We start from the raw sequence: 20699 nt of genomic DNA on the forward strand, positions 1-20699 counted from the left end.
GACGCAGTGTGTTGATGCAAATGTTCTTGCGACAGTGACCGAAGAGAGATATCGCAAGAACGAACGGCGCGGCTTTGCGAAGTTTAGAAGGACAATTACAAAAATTATAATTTGATAAGATTAAAGTTTATAACAATGGTAGAAAATACTAAAGAAAAAATATATTACCCAAGCAATCCATTAGGAATAATTGCACTTTTTGTTTTCTTCATTGAAACTATCAATGCTACTACAATTTACTTCTTAAAGGGACAACCAGAACTACTTAAATATGTTGTTATTTTTATTATCACTTTTCCAAGCATCATAGCTATTTTATTCTTCATTTTCTTGTGGAAAAAGCCACAAGCATTTTATACGCCTAGTGACTATAAAGAAGACAAGTCATTTTTAGAAGCAATTTTTAAGGAATTAAAATTTGAGCAACAAGTTTTTCAGGCGACAATAAGCCCACCAAGTAATCCTAACACAGTTTTTGTTCTGGTAGATGACTTAATTGAGAAAAAAGAATTTTTAAATGTTGTTCGAATTGGTAGAGGATATTTGAAATTGAAAGAATATGTCAAATGCTTGCAATTTTTCGAGTATGTAAAAGAAAAGATAAATAAAAGCGAAGACTTCTATGTTACCATGCTTGCAAATTGTGCGTATAGTTTGATTGGACTTAAAGATTATTCGAAAGCCTTAGACTATCTTTTAGAAGTAAAATCAATACTAAAAGACAAAATGGAAGTTTGGCATTTAGTTCCATTAGCATATTGTTATTTTGGTGTTGGGAAGCAAAAAGAATTTAATTTGACTATTCAAGAAGCGAATCTGCATCCTAAAATGGACGAAGAAATTGAAGAATTTAAAATAAGATACCCAGAAATAGCGGATAGACTTACACTACCGAATTAAAACCTGCCGCCAACAGTAGCTTGGCAAAATTGCGGGTTCAGTTTTAAATTGAACATTTTTTTCAAATAAACATTAGCGCTAAAATGAAAGTAAGTGCTTAAAAATCTGCCACTTCGCCAAGCTGTAAAATGCTAGCTATAAGTGCACGACAATCGAACTGACAACAAAATAAGTAAATGGAAAACTCAACCGACATTAACCTAAATATAAATTCTGACACTGTTTTATTCTTTGATATGGACGGAACTTTGATTGACACAGACTTTGCAAACTTCTTATCTTACCAAGAAGCAATAAAATCTGTTATACAAAGCGAAACTGAGATTCAATATGTTCCTAATGAAAGATTTAATCGCACCACTTTAAATCGAGTAGTTCAAAATTTAACAGAAGAAAGATTGGTAGAAATCATCAAACAAAAGGAAATAAACTACAAAAAGCATTTATCTCAAACAAAACTGAACAAAGCGGTTTCAGACATTCTTATTAAATATTCAAAAACTAATAAAACTGTGTTGGTAACAAATTGCCGAGAAGACAGAGCCGTTTTAACTTTAGAATATCACAATCTTCTTGATAAGTTCAGCCATTTATTTTTTAAGGAAATTGACGAAAAAGCAAATCGTGTAAACAAGTATAAAAATGCACTAAACAATTTGAGTCTATCGGCTCAAATTGTTGTTGCTTTTGAAAATGAGAAAGTTGAAATTGAAGATGCAAAACTTGCAGGAATTCCTATTGATAACATTATAAGTTTATAAATTATGACACCTTTCACAATTGAACAAAACAATTACTTGACAAAGAACATTCAAGCATTTTATCATACAGATTATATTGGTTATGGTAAACAAGGTAACCCAGATTATTTGAATACATTTAAAAATACATTTAATAGCTACTCAAATGAAACTATTCAACTGGCAAAAAATCAACTTTTAATTCACTTAGAAAAAGACATATTTGATATTGCATACAAACATCAAGAATTAAATATTGGTTGGCCACTTACAATTTCTATAATTCCTCGTGCAAAATCACAAAACTCATATCACGTAAATCAGTTACAATTTTATAATACTATAAAAAATTGTGTTACTGATGCAATTAAAGATTTAGAACAAACCCAAAATCATACGATTTTAGCTGATGGATGTGATTATATTATTAGACATACTGATACAAGGACAACACATTTAGATAAAAGTGGTTATGGAGGAACGGGCTTACTTCCTTATCCTGGTATTTCTAAAGATACTTGTCACTTTTCTAAAGAAATTTCAGGAAAGGATATTTTATTAATTGATGACATTTATACCAAAACTGTAAATATTGATGAGGATATGATTCAAGCTTTATTAGATAATGGAGCAAAAAATGTTATATTTTATTCCATTGGCAAAACAGTATAAAAATAATAATATACCTTTACATTTTAAAATGAAATATACAGATAACGCAATCAATATTATAACTGCTAAAACCTATAAAGGTATTGGCAGAGCTTGGATAAATAAAATGTTAAAAGGCAATGAAGATGTTGAAACAATTGTTTCATTATTAAATAGTAACTCTAAACAAGAAATATTAATCACAATTGATGATTTTGAGTTTGACAAAAAGCAAATTATTAATCAAATAGAAAAATTCCAGGAAAGTTGCGATGGAGTTGTTGCAATTGGTGACAAAGATTTTCCTAAATACCGAGGATATGTAAAGGAAAGCGAACGTCCAATTTTTCTTTTTTACAAAGGCGACATTAGTCTACTTGATATTGAACATTCTTGCATTACAGTCATTGGACTTCTTAATCCAGATGAAAAAATAGAAATAAGAGAACAAAAAATTGTTTCAGAAATTATAAAAAAAGATGTCATAATTGTAAGCGGTTTAGCATTTGGTTGTGATAGCATTGCACATAAACAAGCACTAATTGGAGGAAAAACAATTGCAGTTTTACCAAGTCCACTAAATAATATTTTGCCAGCAAAAAATAAAAGTTTAGCATTTGAAATTGTTGAAGAAGGCGGACTTTTAATAACTGAATATTATGATGAACATAAATCTGCTATGGATTTAAGTAGTAGATATAAAGACCGTGATAGATTACAAGCGTTATTTTGCGATGCAATTATTTTAGCGGCAAGCTATGCACAAGACACCGCTGAAAGATGGAAAATGTTTGGACAAAAGTTAGATAGTGGTGCAAGATTAGCAATGGGATTTGCAAAAGATTATAATATTCCAAGAGCAGTAATGTATGACCAAAAACTCGATGTTGATAATCCAATGTTTGACCTGAATAGACAATTAATTGCTGAACAAAAAGATATTACAATTCTGACACAAAAAAGTTTGGACAAATTAATTAGTAAAGTGAAATCTAAAAATGAAATTAATAATAAAATAGATGCTTTTCAGTCAGGTTTATTTGGTTGAAAACCAGCATACGAAAATAACACCTACACTTAAAAACAGTTTGGCAAAATCACCGATTTTATGCTTCTTTGAAACATTTTTTGAAAGGTTCAATAGCAGTAATTCTATTGAATTTTGTGCTAAAAATTCCGCCATCATCAAGATCAAAATCAATAGCGAAAACTTATAGTCAGGATAAGAACTCACAAAAAAATTATAGACAATTTTAAAACTACAGAAATTTCAACAAAAACTATAAACCAATCAATGACTGTGCAGATGTAACGGATTACTAAAAAAATATTTTGACGAAGACAACGCACAAGTTGAAACATATACCTCCATTATGTAACAATTATGACGGAAGAATTGACTTTATCGCAGCTTCGTTTTTTGACATTAGAAAGTCAGGGATTAACAAAGCCATATCCTTTTGGAAAAGGTAAAAATGCAGTTCTTCGGGCATTAGAACATCTTGGATATCTACAAATTGACACTTTATCAGTTGTTGAAAGAGCCCATCATCATACACTTTGGACAAGAATACCAGATTATAAAGCAGAATATTTAGATGAATTGGTTGAAGAACATAAAATATTTGAATATTGGTTTCATGCTGCGTCTTATCTTCCCATAAAGGATTTTCGTTTTGCGTTACCTCAAATGGTAGAGGTGAAACAAAGCAAAACGCATTATTACAATGCAGACCCAAAAGTGTTGAAGTATGTTTTAGATACCATTCGTGGAGAAGGTCCTAAAAGAGCAAGGGATTTTGAAAATGAAACCAAAAAAGTGGGAAGCTGGTGGAGCTGGAAACCTACAAAAATAGCTCTTGAAAGACTTTTTTTGCAAGGTGATTTAATGATTACCGGCAGAAATGGAATGCAAAAAACGTATGACCTTACTGAAAATGTTTTACCAAACACAATTGATACAGCCTTACCAACTGAACTCGAATTTGCTGAATATTTAGTAAAAACCTATTTGAAAGCCTACGGATTTACCACAGTAAAGCAAATTACCCATCTTAAAACAGGAGAATTAATACGGAAAAATGTTGACATTGTCTTAAAATCAATGCTTCAGGAAGGAACTATAAAACAAGTAAATATTGAAAATATGCCTTCTGTTTTTGTGAATGAAAGTTCACTTGAAAATTCGTTAAACAAAACCAGTTCAGACATTCATATTTTATCGCCATTTGACAATTCAATTATTCATCGGGACCGAATAAAACAGTTTTTTAATTTTGATTATAAGATTGAGTGTTACACACCAAAAGAGAAAAGGCAATACGGTTATTTCTGTTTACCTGTATTATTTGGCGACACCTTTATAGGACGGGTGGATTGTAAAGCGCACAGAAAAGAAAAAGAATTTGAAATCATCCATTTGCACATTGAAAATACAAGTATTGAGATTGAATTATGGAAAGAATCGTTTGTAGAGAGGATGAAATCTTTTGCCACTTTTAACGGTTGTAATATCATTAAACTGACAAAAGTTAGTCCATCAAAATTCACAAATAAAATAAGATCATTATTCTGATTAAATCATCGACTATAAAACAACTATGAATCTGAAAAAAAGAGGAAGACTAAAGTATGAGTTTACCACAAAAATGTGGCAGTCCTCTGGAAAGGGCGGCTGGTATTTTGTTTCGCTTCCGCACGAACTGGCAGAAGAAATCAGAAAAAATTTAAAATCGGAAGAAGAAGGATGGGGAAGGCTAAAGGCAAAAGCACAAATTGGAGAGATCGAATGGGAGACATCTATCTGGTTTGACTCCAAACATGAAACGTACTTACTGCCATTAAAGGCAGAGATACGAAAAAAAGAAAAGCTTGAAACCGGTAAAGACATACAAACAATTCTATGGATTTAAAAAGAGAATCGTTTGTTTCTATAATTATTTTTATGGCAAATTAGTTCAGCTATTAAAGGTTTTAGAATATCTTTATTTAATTTTTTAAAGAAAGTTTAAACTCATTTTAAATTTAACCGCGAAAGAGGTACAAAAGACTTTATTGGATGTATGTAAAGTATTTCACAAGTCTGCAAAGAGAAAAAATCTTTGATTTTTTTTAAACTTATCTGCTCTTTCTTTTCATTTAAGGATTAAACTTAAACAACTAAAGTGTTACAATCTTTTGCGGTAAAAAAGTTTAGATGTAAACAGCTAACATAAAACGGTTGTTAATAATCCTTATTAAACAATCTTTAATAACGGCAGACATTCAACTAAGTTTCAATATATTGATCTCTATTCCTTAGATTTTAAAAATTTCAATATTTTTTATTCATTTTTTAATAAATGTTTAACTGTGGTATAGTTTCGTTTCGGGTTTTACATTATCTTTGATTTTAAATGGAGTTATTGTTAACAAAAAAATGCAAATAGACTATGAAAATTGAGAAGATACAGGCGTTACGGGGACCAAACATTTGGAGCATCAGAAGAAAGAAGCTGATACAGATGAGATTGGATCTCGAAGAAATGGAAAATTTCCCAACCAATAAAATTGACGGCTTCAGAGAAAGAATAGAAAAACTGATTCCCTCTTTGTTCTCTCACAGATGTTCCGAAGGAGTAGAAGGCGGTTTTTTTCACCGTATCGAAACGGGAACATGGATGGGACACGTTATTGAGCATATCGCGTTGGAAATCCAGACTTTAGCGGGAATGGACGTCGGTTTCGGAAGAACTCGTGAAACAAAAACTCCGGGAGTGTATAATGTCGTATTCAACTATATTGAAGAAAATGCAGGAATTTATGCTGCAGAAGAATCTGTAAAAATTGCTGAAGCTTTAATAACTGGTGAAGAATATGATCTGAATGCCTGTATAAAAAAGCTAAAAGAAATCAGGGAAAGAGTGCGTCTTGGTCCTTCTACGGGAAGTATCGTGGAAGAAGCGGTTTCCCGAAGAATTCCTTGGATCCGTCTGGGAACCAACTCTTTGGTTCAGCTTGGCTATGGCGTAAATCAGCAGAGATTTCAGGCAACGATTACAGGAAATACAAGCTCAATTGCGGTAGATATTGCCTGTAATAAAGAGTTAACAAAAAAAATGCTCCACGATGCGGCAATTCCTGTTCCTATCGGAGATCTTATCGTAGATGAGGAAGGATTAGGAAGTGTGATAAGAAAAATTGGTTATCCTGTTGTGATTAAACCATTGGACGGAAACCACGGAAAAGGTTCTTCGATTAATGTGAACGACTGGGAATCTGCAAAAACAGGTCTTGAACACGCTCAGAAATACTCAAGAAAAGTTATTGTTGAAAAATACATCACCGGATACGATTTCAGAGTTTTGGTCATCAACAATAAAATGGTAGCCGCTGCAAGAAGAGTTCCGGCTCACGTTGTAGGAGACGGAGAACTGAATCTTCAGCAGTTAATTGATAAAGAAAATAAAGATCCGAGAAGAGGCTACGGACACGAAAATGTTTTAACCGAAATCTTAATTGATAAAGATACCACAGAGCTTCTTGATAAACTTCAGTATACTCTGGAAACCGTTCCGCAGAAAGGGGAAGTGGTTTATCTGAAATCAACAGCCAATCTTTCTACAGGAGGAACTTCTATTGATGTTACCGATATGGTACATCCGGAAAACATTACCATGGCGGAAAGAATTTCAAAAATCATCGGTCTTGATGTCTGCGGAATTGATATTATGGCAGAAAATTTAACCCAGCCTTTAAAAGAAAGCGGCGGTGCTATTATTGAAGTAAATGCAGCTCCCGGATTCAGAATGCACTTGGCTCCAAGTGAAGGATTGCCTAGAAACGTTGCTGCTCCCGTTGTAGATATGCTTTATCCGCAGGGAAAACCTTTTACCATCCCGATCATTGCTGTAACAGGAACGAATGGAAAAACAACCACCACAAGACTGATTTCCCATATCGTTAAAAGCAACGGCTACAGAGTAGGTTTCACCACATCGGACGGAATTTATATTCAAAATACGATGTTGACGAAAGGAGATACAACAGGGCCTCTTTCTGCTGAATTTATCCTGAAAGATCCAACGGTAGAATTTGCCGTTCTGGAAACAGCAAGAGGCGGAATCTTACGTTCCGGTTTAGGGTTTTCCCAGTGTGACATTGGTGTTTTAACCAACATCAAAGAAGATCATTTGGGAATGAACGATATCCACAACCTGAAAGATCTTACCAGAGTAAAAAGGGTAGTTCTGGACAGTGTGAAGAAAAACGGATGGAGCGTGATGAATGCCGATGACGAATATTCCATGAGAATAGTTAATGATCTCCATTCTAATGTTGCCATTTTCAGTATGGATGAAAACAATCCGCACATCAAAAAATTCGCTAAAGAAGGTAAAATTACCTGTGTATATGAAGAAGGTTTTGTAACCATTAAAAAAGGAGACTGGAAGATCAGGATCGGAAAGGCAAAAGATTTCCCGATCACGATGGAAGGAAAGGCTAAATTCATGATCGAAAACGTTCTCGCAGCAAGTTTGGCATCTTATCTTTACGGTTTTGGAATCGAAGATATTTCGAATTCTTTAAGAACATTTATACCAAGTGCGCAGCTTACTCCGGGAAGATTAAATGTATTTAAATTCAAAAGCTTTAAAGTGCTGATCGATTTTGCGCATAATCCTGCAGGATATGAAGCTATTGAAGATTATCTTAAAAATGTAGAAGCAACGAAGAAGATCGGAATTATTTCCGGGGTAGGAGACAGACGTGATAATGACATCAGGGAATGTGGGAAAATTGCAGGAAGAATGTTCGATCATATTATCATCCGAAATGAAAAGCATCTTCGCGGAAGAACGGAAGATGAAATCAACGGATTGATTATCGAAGGAATGCAGTCTTCCGGAAGAGATGTAAGCTATGAGATTATACCAAAAGAAATTGAAGCCCTGAAACACGCCATGGGAATGGCTGAAGAAGGAACCTTCATTACCGCTTTAAGCGATGTGATTTCAAATGCGATTGATCTGGTTCAGGAATATCAGGCGAGAGAATTGCTTGAAGATGATAAAATATAAGCATACTATGATTTAAAAGTTTCGGGGGCATCGAAGATTCCCCCGAAACTAAATAAAAAAGCTTCGAAATTCGAAGCTTTTTTATTACATATTTTCCCAGATAGATTTTATTTTCTGCATTTTAACCAGATAAAAATATAAAGGGATTAATTCTAATCTTATGGTAAAACTTATATTTGGAACCGTAAAAGGAATAATAAACATCATGATGATACAAATTGCAATACCCAAAAAAGCATCAATAATAGCAGTTTGTGGCGCCCATTTCTGTTCAAACCAAAGTCCGTAGGCAACAATTCCTTTGAATATAAACAGTAATGCTACAATTATTCCGGGTAAAGTGTAAGGATGATTGGCATTGATGCCATAAAGCGACAGACTTATATTACTTAAAAAAGGTGCAATCATTAAAAAGATGACCGCAAAAAAACCTCCAATCAAAAAGAACCATAAAAATATTTTGATCCAGAGCGGCAATAAACTCCTTCTTCGTACATTATTACCCTGTGTTTCAAACTCTTCAAAAGCTGACTTTTCTTCCATTGTTTATTCGTATAATCTATTCCTCCGCAAAAAAAGCATTTGAACTTCCGATCCAGATTGCATCTTTTTTGTTAAAATCCACATTTACCATGGCTGCTTTCGTCATTCTGCCCAGATTTTCCAGTAGAATAGGACGTTCGTCATTTTCGCGCCAGATATACAGTAACCTGATCTCTGCTTTTGAAAACTCTCCGTTGATATCCTCAAAAATCGGCTCATAGTTTACCTTTCTCTGCAAAATATAGTTTTCTTTATCCTCAATGGCATCTGTGATTTCCTTTGTGGGATTTAAATTCACTCCGCTTCCTGCAAAAGAAAATAAAGGTTTTAAAACGAAATTTTCAAGGCTTTCGCTTTCTGGAAATTCATGAAGGAAATAGCTTTTCGGAACAAACTGATGCTGCAACAAAGGCAGTAAAAATTTAGAAATTTTAAAAAACCAGTTCGGATGCGTAACCCAGGTTACATCAACATCTTCACGGAAATCAAATTCAGTTTTCAGATCCGGAATCCGGTCTAATTCGTCGAAAATAACACGATTGTAAATCCTTCTGATTTCTGTTAATTTTCCATCGTTTTCATAGAATAATTTTCTTCCGTCTTTTTTTATTTTGGTTAAACAGACCGTTTTTATTCCCAGTAATTTTTCAGTTAAAACAAAATCGATAGCGGTTTTCTGTTTTTCAGGGTAAATTTCAAGGAGAATTACATGTTCAGGATTTTCGTTACCCAGAATTAAATCCTTCATATAATTTTTAAAATCTTCATGAGGTGTTTTATTTTGCAGCTCCGAAAGAAAAGGATAAACATCACAGAATGTCTGTTCAAAAACTTTCTGAAATGCATACAGTGAAGGAAAAGCCTGCAGCTCGATCAGCTGAGGTTCAATCTCGCCGTTTTCGCTCTTGCAGATCCCGAAATCTATCGTGAAAAAGTGAGGCTGCTTTGTGTCGTTGGGAACCCTGCAGTTATCAGGAATCGCCTTTTGTAAAGTCTCCTCAGGAAGATTTTTAATCTGTGTAATGATACTTTCGCTGGCATCAATGAGTTTAGATTCAAATTCTTTTGTTAAAAATAAAGGACTTTCGGAAATTCTGAATCCGGCTTCCAGACCACTTTTCTGTTTTAAAATCTCTTTAAACTGATTGTATTTTTCCTGAGAAAATTCCTGATTAAATTGCTTTCTGTATTTTGGAATCATAATTCTTTTTCTTTTTGTGATTTAAAAAATCGGACAGTTTTTTGCCCGATTTTTTGTATTGATAATTTCGTGTATTACAAATTTAAGCCATTGCTTCTGCCTGCTTCAAAACGTTTTTTTTTGCGAACTGCAAAAATCTCGGCAGAATCTGTGCCTGAGTAAGGATAATCTTATCTTCATCATCCATTCTGTCTACCGTTTCAAGGTATTTTTCCATTCCGAAATTTTCAATCATCGCCTGCTTGTTCTTTTCATCTTTCAGATTTTCAATCATGCCTGCAGGATTTGCTTCCGGATGAAACTGTGTTCCGAATATTTCCTCCGAAAAACGAATCGCCATTACCGCTCTTTCAAGGTTAATGTGCGGGCGGAATTTTTCAATGGCAACGATTTTCATACCCAGTTCCTCAAAACGGTCATGATCCGGTTCGATAAACTGATACGCTCTGGAATCTACTGCATAGAAAGGATCCGGAAGATTTTTGAATAAAAATTCCTGTTCTCCTTCTTCGGTTTTATGAACCGGCATTACTCCGAAAGAATACGATTTCCTTTTGCAGATATTTCCAAGTTTCCAGTGAATACTTGCCAGCTGAAAAGAATGACAGATCAGAAACAGATACTTTTTGTCGTCGCTGTACTGGTTATGTTCAAAAACATTATCCAGAAACGCAGCAAATTTATCCTCCCATTCTAGACCTTCTCTGTGCGGGTCTCCCGGACCGCCTGAAGAAATAAAAATATCGAAATCCTCAACATTGGGCATTTCATTCTTAAATCTTACATCAAATGTTTCAATGCTTACATTTTCCTGAATACAGCTCTTTTTAAATGCTTCGGAAATTTCTTTAATATTTTTAAAACCCTGATTAACATGATTGTTGTTCATGTCCAGCAAAGCAATTCGAATATCATTCATACGACTTCATATTTTTTACAAAGTTACCAAAAAATTATGAAGCAGTCTCACCGTGTGTTATGCCATACTCTGTTTCCGAGATCATATAATCAACAACTTTCGTAAGGTCACCTGTTTCATTAAATACTTTAAGCTGTCGGTCTGCTCCGGTTCCGTTTTCAAGAATGGTCCATGCATATTCAACCTCTTTTCTGCATCCCAATTCGTCCACCACATCATCAATAAACTCAAGAAGTTCCTTTAATAAATCAGGATATGGAACAGATTCTTCTTTTCCGAAATCAATTAAGTGAGCTTCAATTCCGCTCTTCGAAGCACGCCATTTGTTTTCGTTTAACAGTAATCTTCTGTAGCTTCTGAAGCTTAAATTCTGCTGATGAAGTTTGTAGATTTTTGCAACCAAAGCCTGCATAATGGCAGCGAGACAAACGGTTTCATCAATTCTCATCGGCATATCGCAGATTCTGAATTCGATCGTAGGGTAGAACGGATGAACTCTGAGATCCCACCATATTTTTTTAGCGTTATCAATGGTTCCTGTCTTTACCAAAAGATCTACATAGCTGTCAAATTCAGCCAAAGAATTAAAAAAGCTTGGAATTCCGGTTCTTGGGAATTTTACAAAAATTTCCTGTCGGTAAGACTTAAAGCCTGTATTTCTTCCGATCCAGAAAGGAGAATTTGTTGATAGTGCATAAACGTGCGGAAGGAAATACCTCATCACGTTTTGGATTCTTACGCCTTCTTCACGGTTCGGAATTCCGATATGCACATGAAGTCCGAAAATTAAATTTCCTCTTGCCACATCACCCATATCATCCACAATCTTAATATAACGCTCTCCGTTTGTAATGGTGTTGTGTTCCCAATTGGAGAAAGGATGCGTTCCGCCGCCGGAAACTCTCAGTCCCTGTTCGTGGGCGGTTTTTATAAGATGCCTTCTTAAATTCGTTAATTCGGCTTTTGCCTCCTGAATATTCTGGCAGATGCCTGTCTCCATTTCAATCATGGATTCATGCATTTCATGCTTTAAATTTTCACTTAAAACAGCTTTTCCGCCTTCAATAATTTTCGAAACATGAGAAACCAGATCCCGGCTCTCAACATCAATAATCTGATATTCTTCTTCGATTCCAATAGTAAATTGATGCATTTTTTTTCGTGCTTTTTGTTGATATTCTTATTTTACAGAATCTTTTACGAAATTTCCCCAAGAGATGTTTGGTTTTCCCGGAACATATTCTTTTGCCTTTTCGATCGCTAATTTTGCTGCGTGCTCTACGATCCATGCAAAATTTTCTTCTCCTACAGAATTTTTGTCTGCATCCGGAGCCGGATTACAGAAGTCGATTGCATAAGGAATTCCGTCTCTTACTGCGAATTCTACCGTGTTGAAATCATAGCCAAGCGCCTCATTCATTTTGATGGTGTAGTCGTGAATTGTTTTTAATAATTTTTCCAGTTCTTCACCCTGCGTCTGATGTGTAGTTGCATATCTCAGATGATGAGGATTTCTCGGCTCATAAGGCATGATATGAACATATTTTTTACCTAAACAGTAGACTCTGTAATAATCGTCAAAGATAATTTCTTCCTGAACCATCATAACCAACTGCTCAGTTTCGCTTAATTTAGACCAAAGATCTTCAGGATTTTCCACGCGGTATACGTTTCTCCATCCGCCTCCGTCATGCGGTTTCATGTACGCAGGAAAACCTACATAATCAAAAATATAATCCCAGTCGTGAGGGAATTTCAAATTTCTGAAAGAGGTTTCTGAGGTATTTGTCGGTCTTTCGTGAGAAGGAAGCAAAACTGTTTTCGGAAGCGGAATTCCCAGTTTCGTCATCAAAGCGTTATTAAAAAACTTTTCGTCTGCGCTCCACCAGAAAGGATTGTTGATGACATACGTTCCGTTCAATGCTGCATTTTTCAGGTACGCTCTGTAAAAAGGCACATCCTGCGAAATTCTGTCGATAATTACAGCATATCCGTAATCTGCGCCCTGTTCAAGTTTATCGATATGTACAGGTTCTGCGATGATTTCTCCGCCTCCCAATTCGTTAACTTTATCAATAAACGCCCAAGGAAACGTATCTTCCATACCGAATAGAATTCCTACTTTTTTTGCCATAAATGTATTTTTTAATGTTGTATTTTAATATTAATTTTTAAATTTTTAAGAAAAGAATGCTCCGATAAAAGTTGGGAAAACCATTCTCCAGAGCGGCCAGTCGTGATTAATCCACTTTCTTTCATCATACCAGAAATCAATGCCTTTGGAAGCTAAAATTTCTGCCATTTCCACGTTTTTATCTTTGCAGATATCCTGATCGGAAGTACTCAAAACAATATGCATATGTTTGTATTTCCATGCTTCATCATTTCTTACAAATTCGCGCGGACAGTTGAAATATACCAGCTCATCGGAATAGCCGTCCATAAAATTTCTGATGCTGAATGCTCCGGACAGACAGAACAGATGCGAAACCACATCCGGAAAACGGAAAGCAAAATTAGCCGCATGATATCCACCAAAACTGGCTCCAGCTACCGCAACGCGGTGCGTCTTATGAATTTTCTGAACGTAAGGAACAAATTCCTGAATCAGAAACTGAACATATCTTTCATAATTTTTAATCCTTTGCTGAGGAGAAATATTATTGTCATAAAAACTCCATCCGTCTATGGTCTGAACGTTGTACAGTTTTACTTTTCCCTGTTCTATAAACCAGTTGATGCTTCCGTTAAGATGAAAATCATGGTTTTGGGTATATTGTCCCTGTGAAGTCGGAAACATGATGATCGGATAACCGTAATGTCCTGTAACTTCCACTTTAAGGCTTGTTCCTAATATATGTGAATAATAATCTGTATGCTCTATCTGTGGCATTTTTTTTTCGTATTTGGGTTTAATCAGTAAATTGATAATAAGGTCTGCCTTTCCATTCTCCTGATTTAATGATTTCTAAATTAGGGATTAAAAAAGGATTTTAGGGTAAACTTAATTTTATAAAATCAATAATTTCTTTGATGTTAATTTCTCTGTTCAAATTATGACATGGGTTTATCTTTCGGCGGAAGAATATTCAGTAATTCAGCATGAATTTTTTCTGCTGCCGTATCTAATCTTTCCTGTACGACTACTGAGTCTTTCGATTTGTAAACGATTCCGACATGATAATCGATAGGCAGGAATTTTACAGCCTCTTCACATTCAAACTGATTGTAATCCGGCTCTTTGTCTTTAATTAAAGCGACAATAAGTCCCGAATAATATCCTGTAGGTTTAGAAACCTCATAGTTTTTTCCTCTTAATAAAGCATCTTCAATTTTCGCCCATTCTCTCCAGATATTGATGCTGCTCGATGCTTCCACAAGATCCGGAATATGTGCTCCTCCCACTCTTGATGAAGTTTCAAGGAAATAATATTTGCCGTCGTCTTTGCTGCGGATAAATTCTGTGTGTGTTGCACCGTTGATTAGTCCGAAATTGGATAAAACTTTCGAATTGACCTCTTCAAGAGCCTTAAATTCATCAGAATATCTTCCAAGCGTTTTTGTTCTGAAAACACCTCCTTCATGCGAAACCTGCATCGGTGGCGCCAAATATTTTGAGGCAGAAGTGAAAACAATTTCTTTATTAAAAGTAAGGCTGTCTACATGATAAACATCTCCGGGTTTAAAGCTTTCCAGAAGGAATAAGTGACGCTCTTCCCCAAGATTATTCAAAGCTTCCCAAAGCTCTTCTTTGGAAGACAGCTTTTTGATTCCCGAAGCTGAAGCTTCAGAACGTGGTTTTAAAACCCACGGTGCAGGAACATCATCAATAAAACGATTAACCTCATCATTATTAAAAACTGCCGTAAACTCAGGAACATTAATTCCGGAATCCTTTGCTTTCTGTCGCATGGCAAGTTTATCCCTGAAATAACGATGCGTAGTCTGTCCCATCCCCGGAATTCTGAATGTTTCGCGGATAAGCGCAGCCTTTTCCACATCGTAATCGTCTAGAGCAATAACGGCGTGTACTTTTCTGGTCTGCATGAGATGGGAAAATCCCTGAACGAGATGATCCAGATTCCAGACAGAAGGCTTTACTTCAGGCATGTAAAATACCTCATCAATGGCATGCCACGGCCAGTTTTTTTCTTTAAGATTTTCGGATGTTACTAAAATAATTTTATTACCGAGTTTTTTCATTTCATCCATGAAATCATAACCCTTGTAATAGCACGAAATACATACTATTGTTTTCTCCTCCATACAATGTTTTTTAATTTTTGATGAACTTTCAAAAATAAAAACGTTTTTTTATTAATTATTTAATGTTAAAAATTAAAATATTGTGCGCTTTTGAAAATTCTATTTCAATTATACAGAGAATTTTTGTAATAAACTAATTTTTAGTGATAATTTTCGATTAAATCGGCTAATAATTGTACTCCAAATCCGGTTGCAGCCTTTTCTTTGGCATATCCCACATTTCCGAAAGCCACTCCGGCAATATCAAGATGTGCCCATTTAGGATGGTTTTCAATAAACTGTTCTAAAAATTTAGCCGCAATAATGCAATCTCCGATAGGTTTCATCGAAATATTCTTAATATCTGCCACATCCGACTTGATATCGTCTTTCCAGACATCCCAAAGCGGTAAATTCCAAAGTCTCTGATTGGTTTTATCGCCGGTTTTTATCAAAAGATTTTTCAATTCTTCATTGTTGGAAAACAGAGCCCCGCAAGTATCGCCAAACATCCTTACAGAACTTCCGGTAAGCGTGGCAAGGTCGATCAGAAAGTCAGTTTTGAAGTTTTTCGCCATGTAAGAAAGTCCGTCGGCGAGAATCATTCTGCCTTCCGCATCGGTATTAAGAACCTCAATTGTTTTTCCGTTGTAAGCGGTAATAACGTCACTTGGAAGAAATGCGTTTTCAGAAATAGCATTGTCGGTAATAGGTAAAATAGCAACTATATTTATGGGAAGCTGCATTTCCGCGGCATAAATCAGCGTTCCCAAAACGGCAGTTGCTCCGCCCATGTCCGATTTCATATAATGCATGTTGTCCGGATTTTTCAGAGAAATTCCTCCTGTGTCAAACAATACACATTTTCCCACCAAGCCGAAAGTGACTGCATTTTTAACATTCGTTTTGTATTCAATAATGGTAAACGCTGCATCATAAGCACTTCCCTGATTAACGGAAAGGTAAGCTCCCAAACCAAGTTCCTCACACTTTTTTCTGTTGAAAGAAGTATATTTTAAATCGTATTTTTTAGCTAAATTTTTTAAATATAAACTGAAAGTATCCGGTTTCTTGAGATTGGCGGGTTTGTTCAGCCATTCCTGACAGGCGGTTTGTCCGTTGCTCAGTGCCTCGGCTTTTTTACTGATGGAATCTAATTTTTTCTGGCTTAAATTTTCAAAATGAAGTTCAAATTTGGCATTCCAGAATGCATGCGTTTTTTCGAAAGGATAATTGTAGGTCCCCAGTAATAAACCTTTTGCAAATTCTTCAAATTGCTTCTCATTGATGCAGTCTGCCACAACTAATGTGGGAAGAGGCTGTACTTTCCCTTTCTGCGTCTGGGAAAATTTAACAGCAACCTGCTGAATTTCAAAATTCTGCAAAGTAGATTTTCCTAAGCCTATAAAATAAGTAATACCTTCTTCATGGGCATTCACGAAAACTTCATGTTTTTTACCCGTAAAGAAAGTTGAAATGTTTTTATTGAAATTTTTGCTGGTTTTCGTCCATTCTTCTTCTGTGAAAAGATGAAAAACCTGCGTATAATTTTTATTTTTTTTGTTGATTAATTTCATAATTTAATTTTTAATGCTTTCCTGATGTGGTTTTACTTCCACCGGATTTTCTGTGTTGTTATAATAAAGCCATTCAATCGCTCTCGGGAATTCCTGCGACCAGTAAAATTCGCTGTGCGTACCTTCCGGATTGATGCTTGTTCTGAATTCAAAATCGAATAGGTTTTTCTTTTCCCAGCGTTTTAAATATTCTTCGAAAATATGGATTCTTTTTACCATTTTTGAACCTTCCTGACCGCCTCCGTAAAGATAGATTTTCGTTTTAAAAGGAACCCTGAAATTCATCATCGGGAAATTGTTGTTCGGTTCTACCCAAAGTGAAGGGGAAAATATCAACAGTTTGGAGTAGACTTCAGGATAAAGAAAACCGCTGTAAATGCTGATCAGCGCGCCGAGAGAGCTTCCTCCGATTCCTGTATTGTCGCGGTCTTTTTTTGTACGGTAAGTCTGGTCGACATAAGGTTTCAAAGTATCTGTAATGAAGCGGATGTATTTTTTACCTTCCGATCCGTTCGCGACATTGTCGTTATCAAAAATATATTCTTTAATTCTTTCTTCGCTTCCGTGTTCTACTGCAATGATGATGACATCTCCGCGACCGTATTCTGAGAGAATGGAAAGTTTCTTATCGATTTCCCAGTTTCCGTAACCGCTTCCTTCATTAAATAAATTCTGTGCATCCTGAAGATACAGAACAGGATATTTTTTGTCGGAAACATAATAATCGTAGGGTAGAAGTGCCCAGATTTTTCTGTAGCGGTCTAACTGCGGAATGTAGAATTCCTCCGAAATAATTTCTGCAATCGGAAAATATTCATCCTTGAAAGGTCCCCAGTTGAATCTCCATTTTTCAACGGTATCTGATGTTTTTCCTGAGGATTTTAAAGCTTTTTTGTTTGGGGTGATACTTCCGTATTTGTCAAGTTCTACATTTTCCCAGCCGCCCTTAGTAAATTTGTATTCAATAACATCCGGCAAAAGCTGATCGTCGATTTCGATAAAATAATTTTGAGAGTCTTTTTGAATCAGTTGAAAGTTGTAGTCTTTCGGATTCCAATTGTTAAAATTTCCTGTGATGTAAACCGTTCGTTCATCACTTTCTGCTGTGTAAAGTTCAAACTTCATCCGTGTTTTTAGTAAAATTAAAGCATAAATTTATAAAAAATCTTTTTAAGACAAATCATTTTAAAACGATAAAGACTGAATAAAAAAGCGGTATATTTGATAGAAACAAGTACTGCAAAGAGTTTAACATAATAATTTATTCAAAATTTATTAATGATTATTGCAGATATTTTTTGTAGTTTCAAGAAAAATATAAAAATTAAATCAAAACCGTGATGAATTCGGTTAAAACATACACTCTTTTTACGGATCATGATGTTTATCTTTTCAAAGAAGGTAAGCATTATAAGCTTTATGATAAATTCGGCGCACATTCCGCTGAAAAAGATGGAGTAAAAGGAGTTTATTTTTCAGTCTGGGCTCCCAACGCTAAGAAAGTTTCGGTAATCGGAAATTTCAACAACTGGAACCATAAAGACCACATTCTGTTTCCGAGATGGGACGAATCCGGAATCTGGGAAGGCTTCATTGCAGGTTTAACGTGGGGAACTTTGTATAAATATGCCATAGAAACGCCGCGCGGAGAAATTTTAGAAAAAAGTGATCCTTATGCTCTAAGCTGGGAACAGAATATTCAGGCTGCCTCATTGGTTTCCACCACTTGGTACGAATGGAAAGACAAAGACTGGCTGGAAAACCGCTGGAAAAAAAATACGTTAAATGCTCCGTTGTCGGTGTATGAACTGCATCTGGGATCCTGGGTAAGAGAAGGAAATGATCCGAAAAAGTTTCTGAATTACCGCGATATCGGGAAAAAACTCCTTCCTTATATTAAAGAAATGGGCTTTACCCACGTAGAATTTATGCCGGTGATGGAATATCCTTACGATCCGAGTTGGGGATATCAGATTACAGGATTTTATGCAGCGACTTCACGTTTCGGTTCTCCGCAGGATTTGATGTCTTTAATTGATGAGCTTCACCAGAACGGAATCGGCGTGATTTTAGACTGGGTTCCTTCGCATTTTCCGGGTGATGCAAATGGTTTGCACAGATTTGACGGTTCTTATCTTTACGAGCATGAAGATCCCAGAAAAGGCTTTCATCCCGACTGGAAATCATACATTTTCAACTACGGAAGAAATGAAGTGAAATCTTTTCTGATTTCTAACGCGATGTTCTGGCTGGAACGGTATCATGCAGACGGACTGCGTGTAGATGCAGTAACTTCCATGCTTCACCTCGATTATTCCCGAAATGAAGGAGAATGGGAAACGAATATTTACGGAGGAAATGTAAATCTCGAAGCGAAAGCATTTTTGCAGGATTTTAATACCGCTGTTTATAAAGAGTTTGGAGACAATATTATCACCATTGCGGAAGAAAGCTCGGATTTCCCTATGCTTACAAAGCCTGTTCATGACGGCGGAGTAGGATTTGGAATGAAATGGATGATGGGATGGATGCACGATACGCTGGATTATTTTAAAGAAGAACACGAAAACAGAAAGTTTCATCATCATAAACTTACCTTCGCTTCCATGTACATGTATAATGAAAATTATATGATGCCTTTGTCACATGACGAGGTGGTACACGGAAAAGCAAGTCTCATTTATAAAATGAAAGGCGATGAATGGCAGAAATTTGCCAATCTTCGCGCACTGTATGTGTATATGTTTACGCATCCCGGAGCAAAACTGCTTTTTATGGGCGATGAATTCGGGCAGACCAGCGAATGGAATTTTAAGCAGAGTCTGGATTGGCATTTGCTGGAATATCCTGTTCATAAAGGTTTGCAGACATTGGTAAAAGATCTTAACCATCTTTACAGATATGAAACGGCTTTCTTTGAAAATCAGTTCAGTAGGGAAGGTTTTGAGTGGGTGGAAGCAGATGATCTGGAGAATTCCGTGTATGTCTATTTGAGAAAAGGAAAGAAAAAAGATGATGTTTTTATGGTGATTCTCAACCTGAAACCGGAAGTTCTGGATTATAAAATAGGCGTGAATGCGGGAAGTCACTGGGAAATTATTTTTAATTCTGATGATGAACGGTATTCGGGAAGTGGTTATAAACCTGAAATTTTCAGTGAACAGTATGAAGAATATATGAATCACCAGAAATCGATCAATGTAAGTCTACCTCCGCTTTCAGGAATTATTTTAAAAAGAAAAGATAAAAAGTATAATAAGCATAACAGAATCAAACAACATAAAAAGCAATGATTCAGTTATTGGAAATTTTAGGAAAAGACTATGAAAGTCTCAAGGATATAATTACAAGGACAGATTTCGACAGTGAAACTCTGGAGTCGTTTTCGAAAGCCGGAATTAATGCTCCTGTTAGTAAGGTGAAGCTTAATCAGGATTTATATTTTTTTAATTTTAAAATTGAAAAATATAAAATAGTTTTTTTGAGAAATAAGATTTGTCAGATCGATTTTGTCGGAGATAAAAATAAAACTATGGAAATCATAGATGTTCTCAGAACGATGAAGGATTTTGAGTTTAAGTTTATCAGCAGACAGCAGGTTGAAGAGACAGAATGGGAAATAATGGATGACAATACAGAAGAGGAGAGTTTCACGGAATTCAAAAGAAAGCGTTTTGATTTTGATCCTTCTTCTCAATTTGACAGAAATAATATTGATAAATATGGCGTTATGGGTTTTCGATCAGACGAAGTGAATATTATCATTAAAGAAGAATTCATAGAAAGCAGATCTTTTTTTGTATTTGAGATTTATAAAATCCCGAATATTGAAGATTTTAATTAAAATATAAATAATAAACGAGA

Annotated in this window: 18 protein-coding genes; 9 read left to right on the top strand and 9 right to left on the bottom strand. The window is 35.5% G+C overall.

The window, feature by feature from the left end; translation table 11 throughout:
- Window positions 1-135 precede the first annotated feature (135 nt).
- The 7 genes from WFH39_RS03385 to cphA all read left to right on the top strand — a co-directional run bounded on the left by WFH39_RS03385 (window position 136) and on the right by cphA (window position 8350).
- Window positions 136-900: a hypothetical protein gene (locus WFH39_RS03385; RefSeq protein WP_336688813.1), complete on the top strand. Its 765-nt coding sequence runs from the start codon at window positions 136-138 to the stop codon at window positions 898-900.
- 176 nt (window positions 901-1076) lie between these two features.
- Window positions 1077-1661 carry an HAD hydrolase-like protein gene (locus tag WFH39_RS03390; RefSeq protein ID WP_336688814.1) on the top strand — a complete coding sequence of 195 codons (585 nt, stop codon included), beginning with the start codon at window positions 1077-1079 and terminating at the stop codon, window positions 1659-1661.
- 3 nt (window positions 1662-1664) lie between these two features.
- Window positions 1665-2312, top strand: a complete 648-nt coding sequence (locus tag WFH39_RS03395) for a hypothetical protein (protein WP_336688815.1) — start codon at window positions 1665-1667, stop codon at window positions 2310-2312.
- A 28-nt stretch (window positions 2313-2340) separates the two neighbouring features.
- Window positions 2341-3339: a DNA-processing protein DprA gene (locus tag WFH39_RS03400; RefSeq protein WP_336688816.1), complete on the top strand. Its 999-nt coding sequence runs from the start codon at window positions 2341-2343 to the stop codon at window positions 3337-3339.
- Window positions 3340-3675: 336 nt separating this feature from the next.
- Window positions 3676-4866: a winged helix-turn-helix domain-containing protein gene (locus WFH39_RS03405; RefSeq protein ID WP_336688817.1), complete on the top strand. Its 1191-nt coding sequence runs from the start codon at window positions 3676-3678 to the stop codon at window positions 4864-4866.
- 25 nt (window positions 4867-4891) lie between these two features.
- Window positions 4892-5203 (top strand): DUF1905 domain-containing protein, encoded by a 312-nt coding sequence (locus WFH39_RS03410; RefSeq protein ID WP_336688818.1) that lies wholly within the window; start codon window positions 4892-4894, stop codon window positions 5201-5203.
- A gap of 519 nt (window positions 5204-5722) precedes the next feature.
- Window positions 5723-8350, top strand: a complete 2628-nt coding sequence (gene cphA / locus WFH39_RS03415; protein ID WP_336688819.1) for a cyanophycin synthetase — start codon at window positions 5723-5725, stop codon at window positions 8348-8350.
- Window positions 8351-8434: 84 nt separating this feature from the next.
- Here the strand turns inward: cphA and WFH39_RS03420 are convergent, their stop codons facing one another.
- The 9 genes from WFH39_RS03420 to WFH39_RS03460 all read right to left on the bottom strand — a co-directional run bounded on the left by WFH39_RS03420 (window position 8435) and on the right by WFH39_RS03460 (window position 17960).
- Window positions 8435-8893, bottom strand: a complete 459-nt coding sequence (locus WFH39_RS03420) for a hypothetical protein (protein ID WP_336688820.1) — start codon at window positions 8891-8893, stop codon at window positions 8435-8437.
- Window positions 8894-8909: 16 nt separating this feature from the next.
- On the bottom strand, window positions 8910-10094 hold the full coding sequence (locus WFH39_RS03425; protein ID WP_336688821.1) for a hypothetical protein: 1185 nt from the start codon (window positions 10092-10094) through the stop codon (window positions 8910-8912).
- 82 nt (window positions 10095-10176) lie between these two features.
- Window positions 10177-11013 carry a type 1 glutamine amidotransferase gene (locus tag WFH39_RS03430; protein ID WP_336688822.1) on the bottom strand — a complete coding sequence of 279 codons (837 nt, stop codon included), beginning with the start codon at window positions 11011-11013 and terminating at the stop codon, window positions 10177-10179.
- 34 nt (window positions 11014-11047) lie between these two features.
- On the bottom strand, window positions 11048-12166 hold the full coding sequence (locus tag WFH39_RS03435; protein ID WP_076390024.1) for a carboxylate-amine ligase: 1119 nt from the start codon (window positions 12164-12166) through the stop codon (window positions 11048-11050).
- 27 nt (window positions 12167-12193) lie between these two features.
- Window positions 12194-13147 (bottom strand): ATP-grasp domain-containing protein, encoded by a 954-nt coding sequence (locus WFH39_RS03440; RefSeq protein WP_214589923.1) that lies wholly within the window; start codon window positions 13145-13147, stop codon window positions 12194-12196.
- Window positions 13148-13192: 45 nt separating this feature from the next.
- A complete protein-coding gene (locus WFH39_RS03445; RefSeq protein WP_214589922.1) occupies window positions 13193-13906 on the bottom strand; it encodes an alpha/beta hydrolase-fold protein in 714 nt (237 codons plus the stop codon).
- A 161-nt stretch (window positions 13907-14067) separates the two neighbouring features.
- Window positions 14068-15279, bottom strand: coding sequence for an ATP-grasp domain-containing protein (locus tag WFH39_RS03450; protein ID WP_235130580.1), 1212 nt, complete (start codon window positions 15277-15279; stop codon window positions 14068-14070).
- A gap of 140 nt (window positions 15280-15419) precedes the next feature.
- A complete protein-coding gene (locus WFH39_RS03455) occupies window positions 15420-16835 on the bottom strand; it encodes a M17 family metallopeptidase (RefSeq protein WP_336688823.1) in 1416 nt (471 codons plus the stop codon).
- A 3-nt stretch (window positions 16836-16838) separates the two neighbouring features.
- Complete coding sequence (locus WFH39_RS03460; RefSeq protein WP_336688824.1) at window positions 16839-17960, bottom strand: alpha/beta hydrolase-fold protein; 1122 nt, start codon at window positions 17958-17960, stop codon at window positions 16839-16841.
- A 215-nt stretch (window positions 17961-18175) separates the two neighbouring features.
- Here WFH39_RS03460 and glgB point away from each other — a divergent pair, with 215 nt between their 5' ends.
- Entirely contained in the window at window positions 18176-20128 is a 1953-nt protein-coding gene (gene glgB, locus WFH39_RS03465; RefSeq protein WP_336688825.1) for a 1,4-alpha-glucan branching protein GlgB, read from the top strand.
- Window positions 20125-20679 (top strand): hypothetical protein, encoded by a 555-nt coding sequence (locus WFH39_RS03470; RefSeq protein ID WP_336688826.1) that lies wholly within the window; start codon window positions 20125-20127, stop codon window positions 20677-20679. Before glgB ends, WFH39_RS03470 begins: the two co-directional genes overlap by 4 nt.
- Window positions 20680-20699 lie beyond the last annotated feature (20 nt).

This window comes from Chryseobacterium sp. MMO-72 (assembly GCF_037146035.1).
GTDB classification, from domain to species: domain Bacteria; phylum Bacteroidota; class Bacteroidia; order Flavobacteriales; family Weeksellaceae; genus Chryseobacterium; species Chryseobacterium indicum.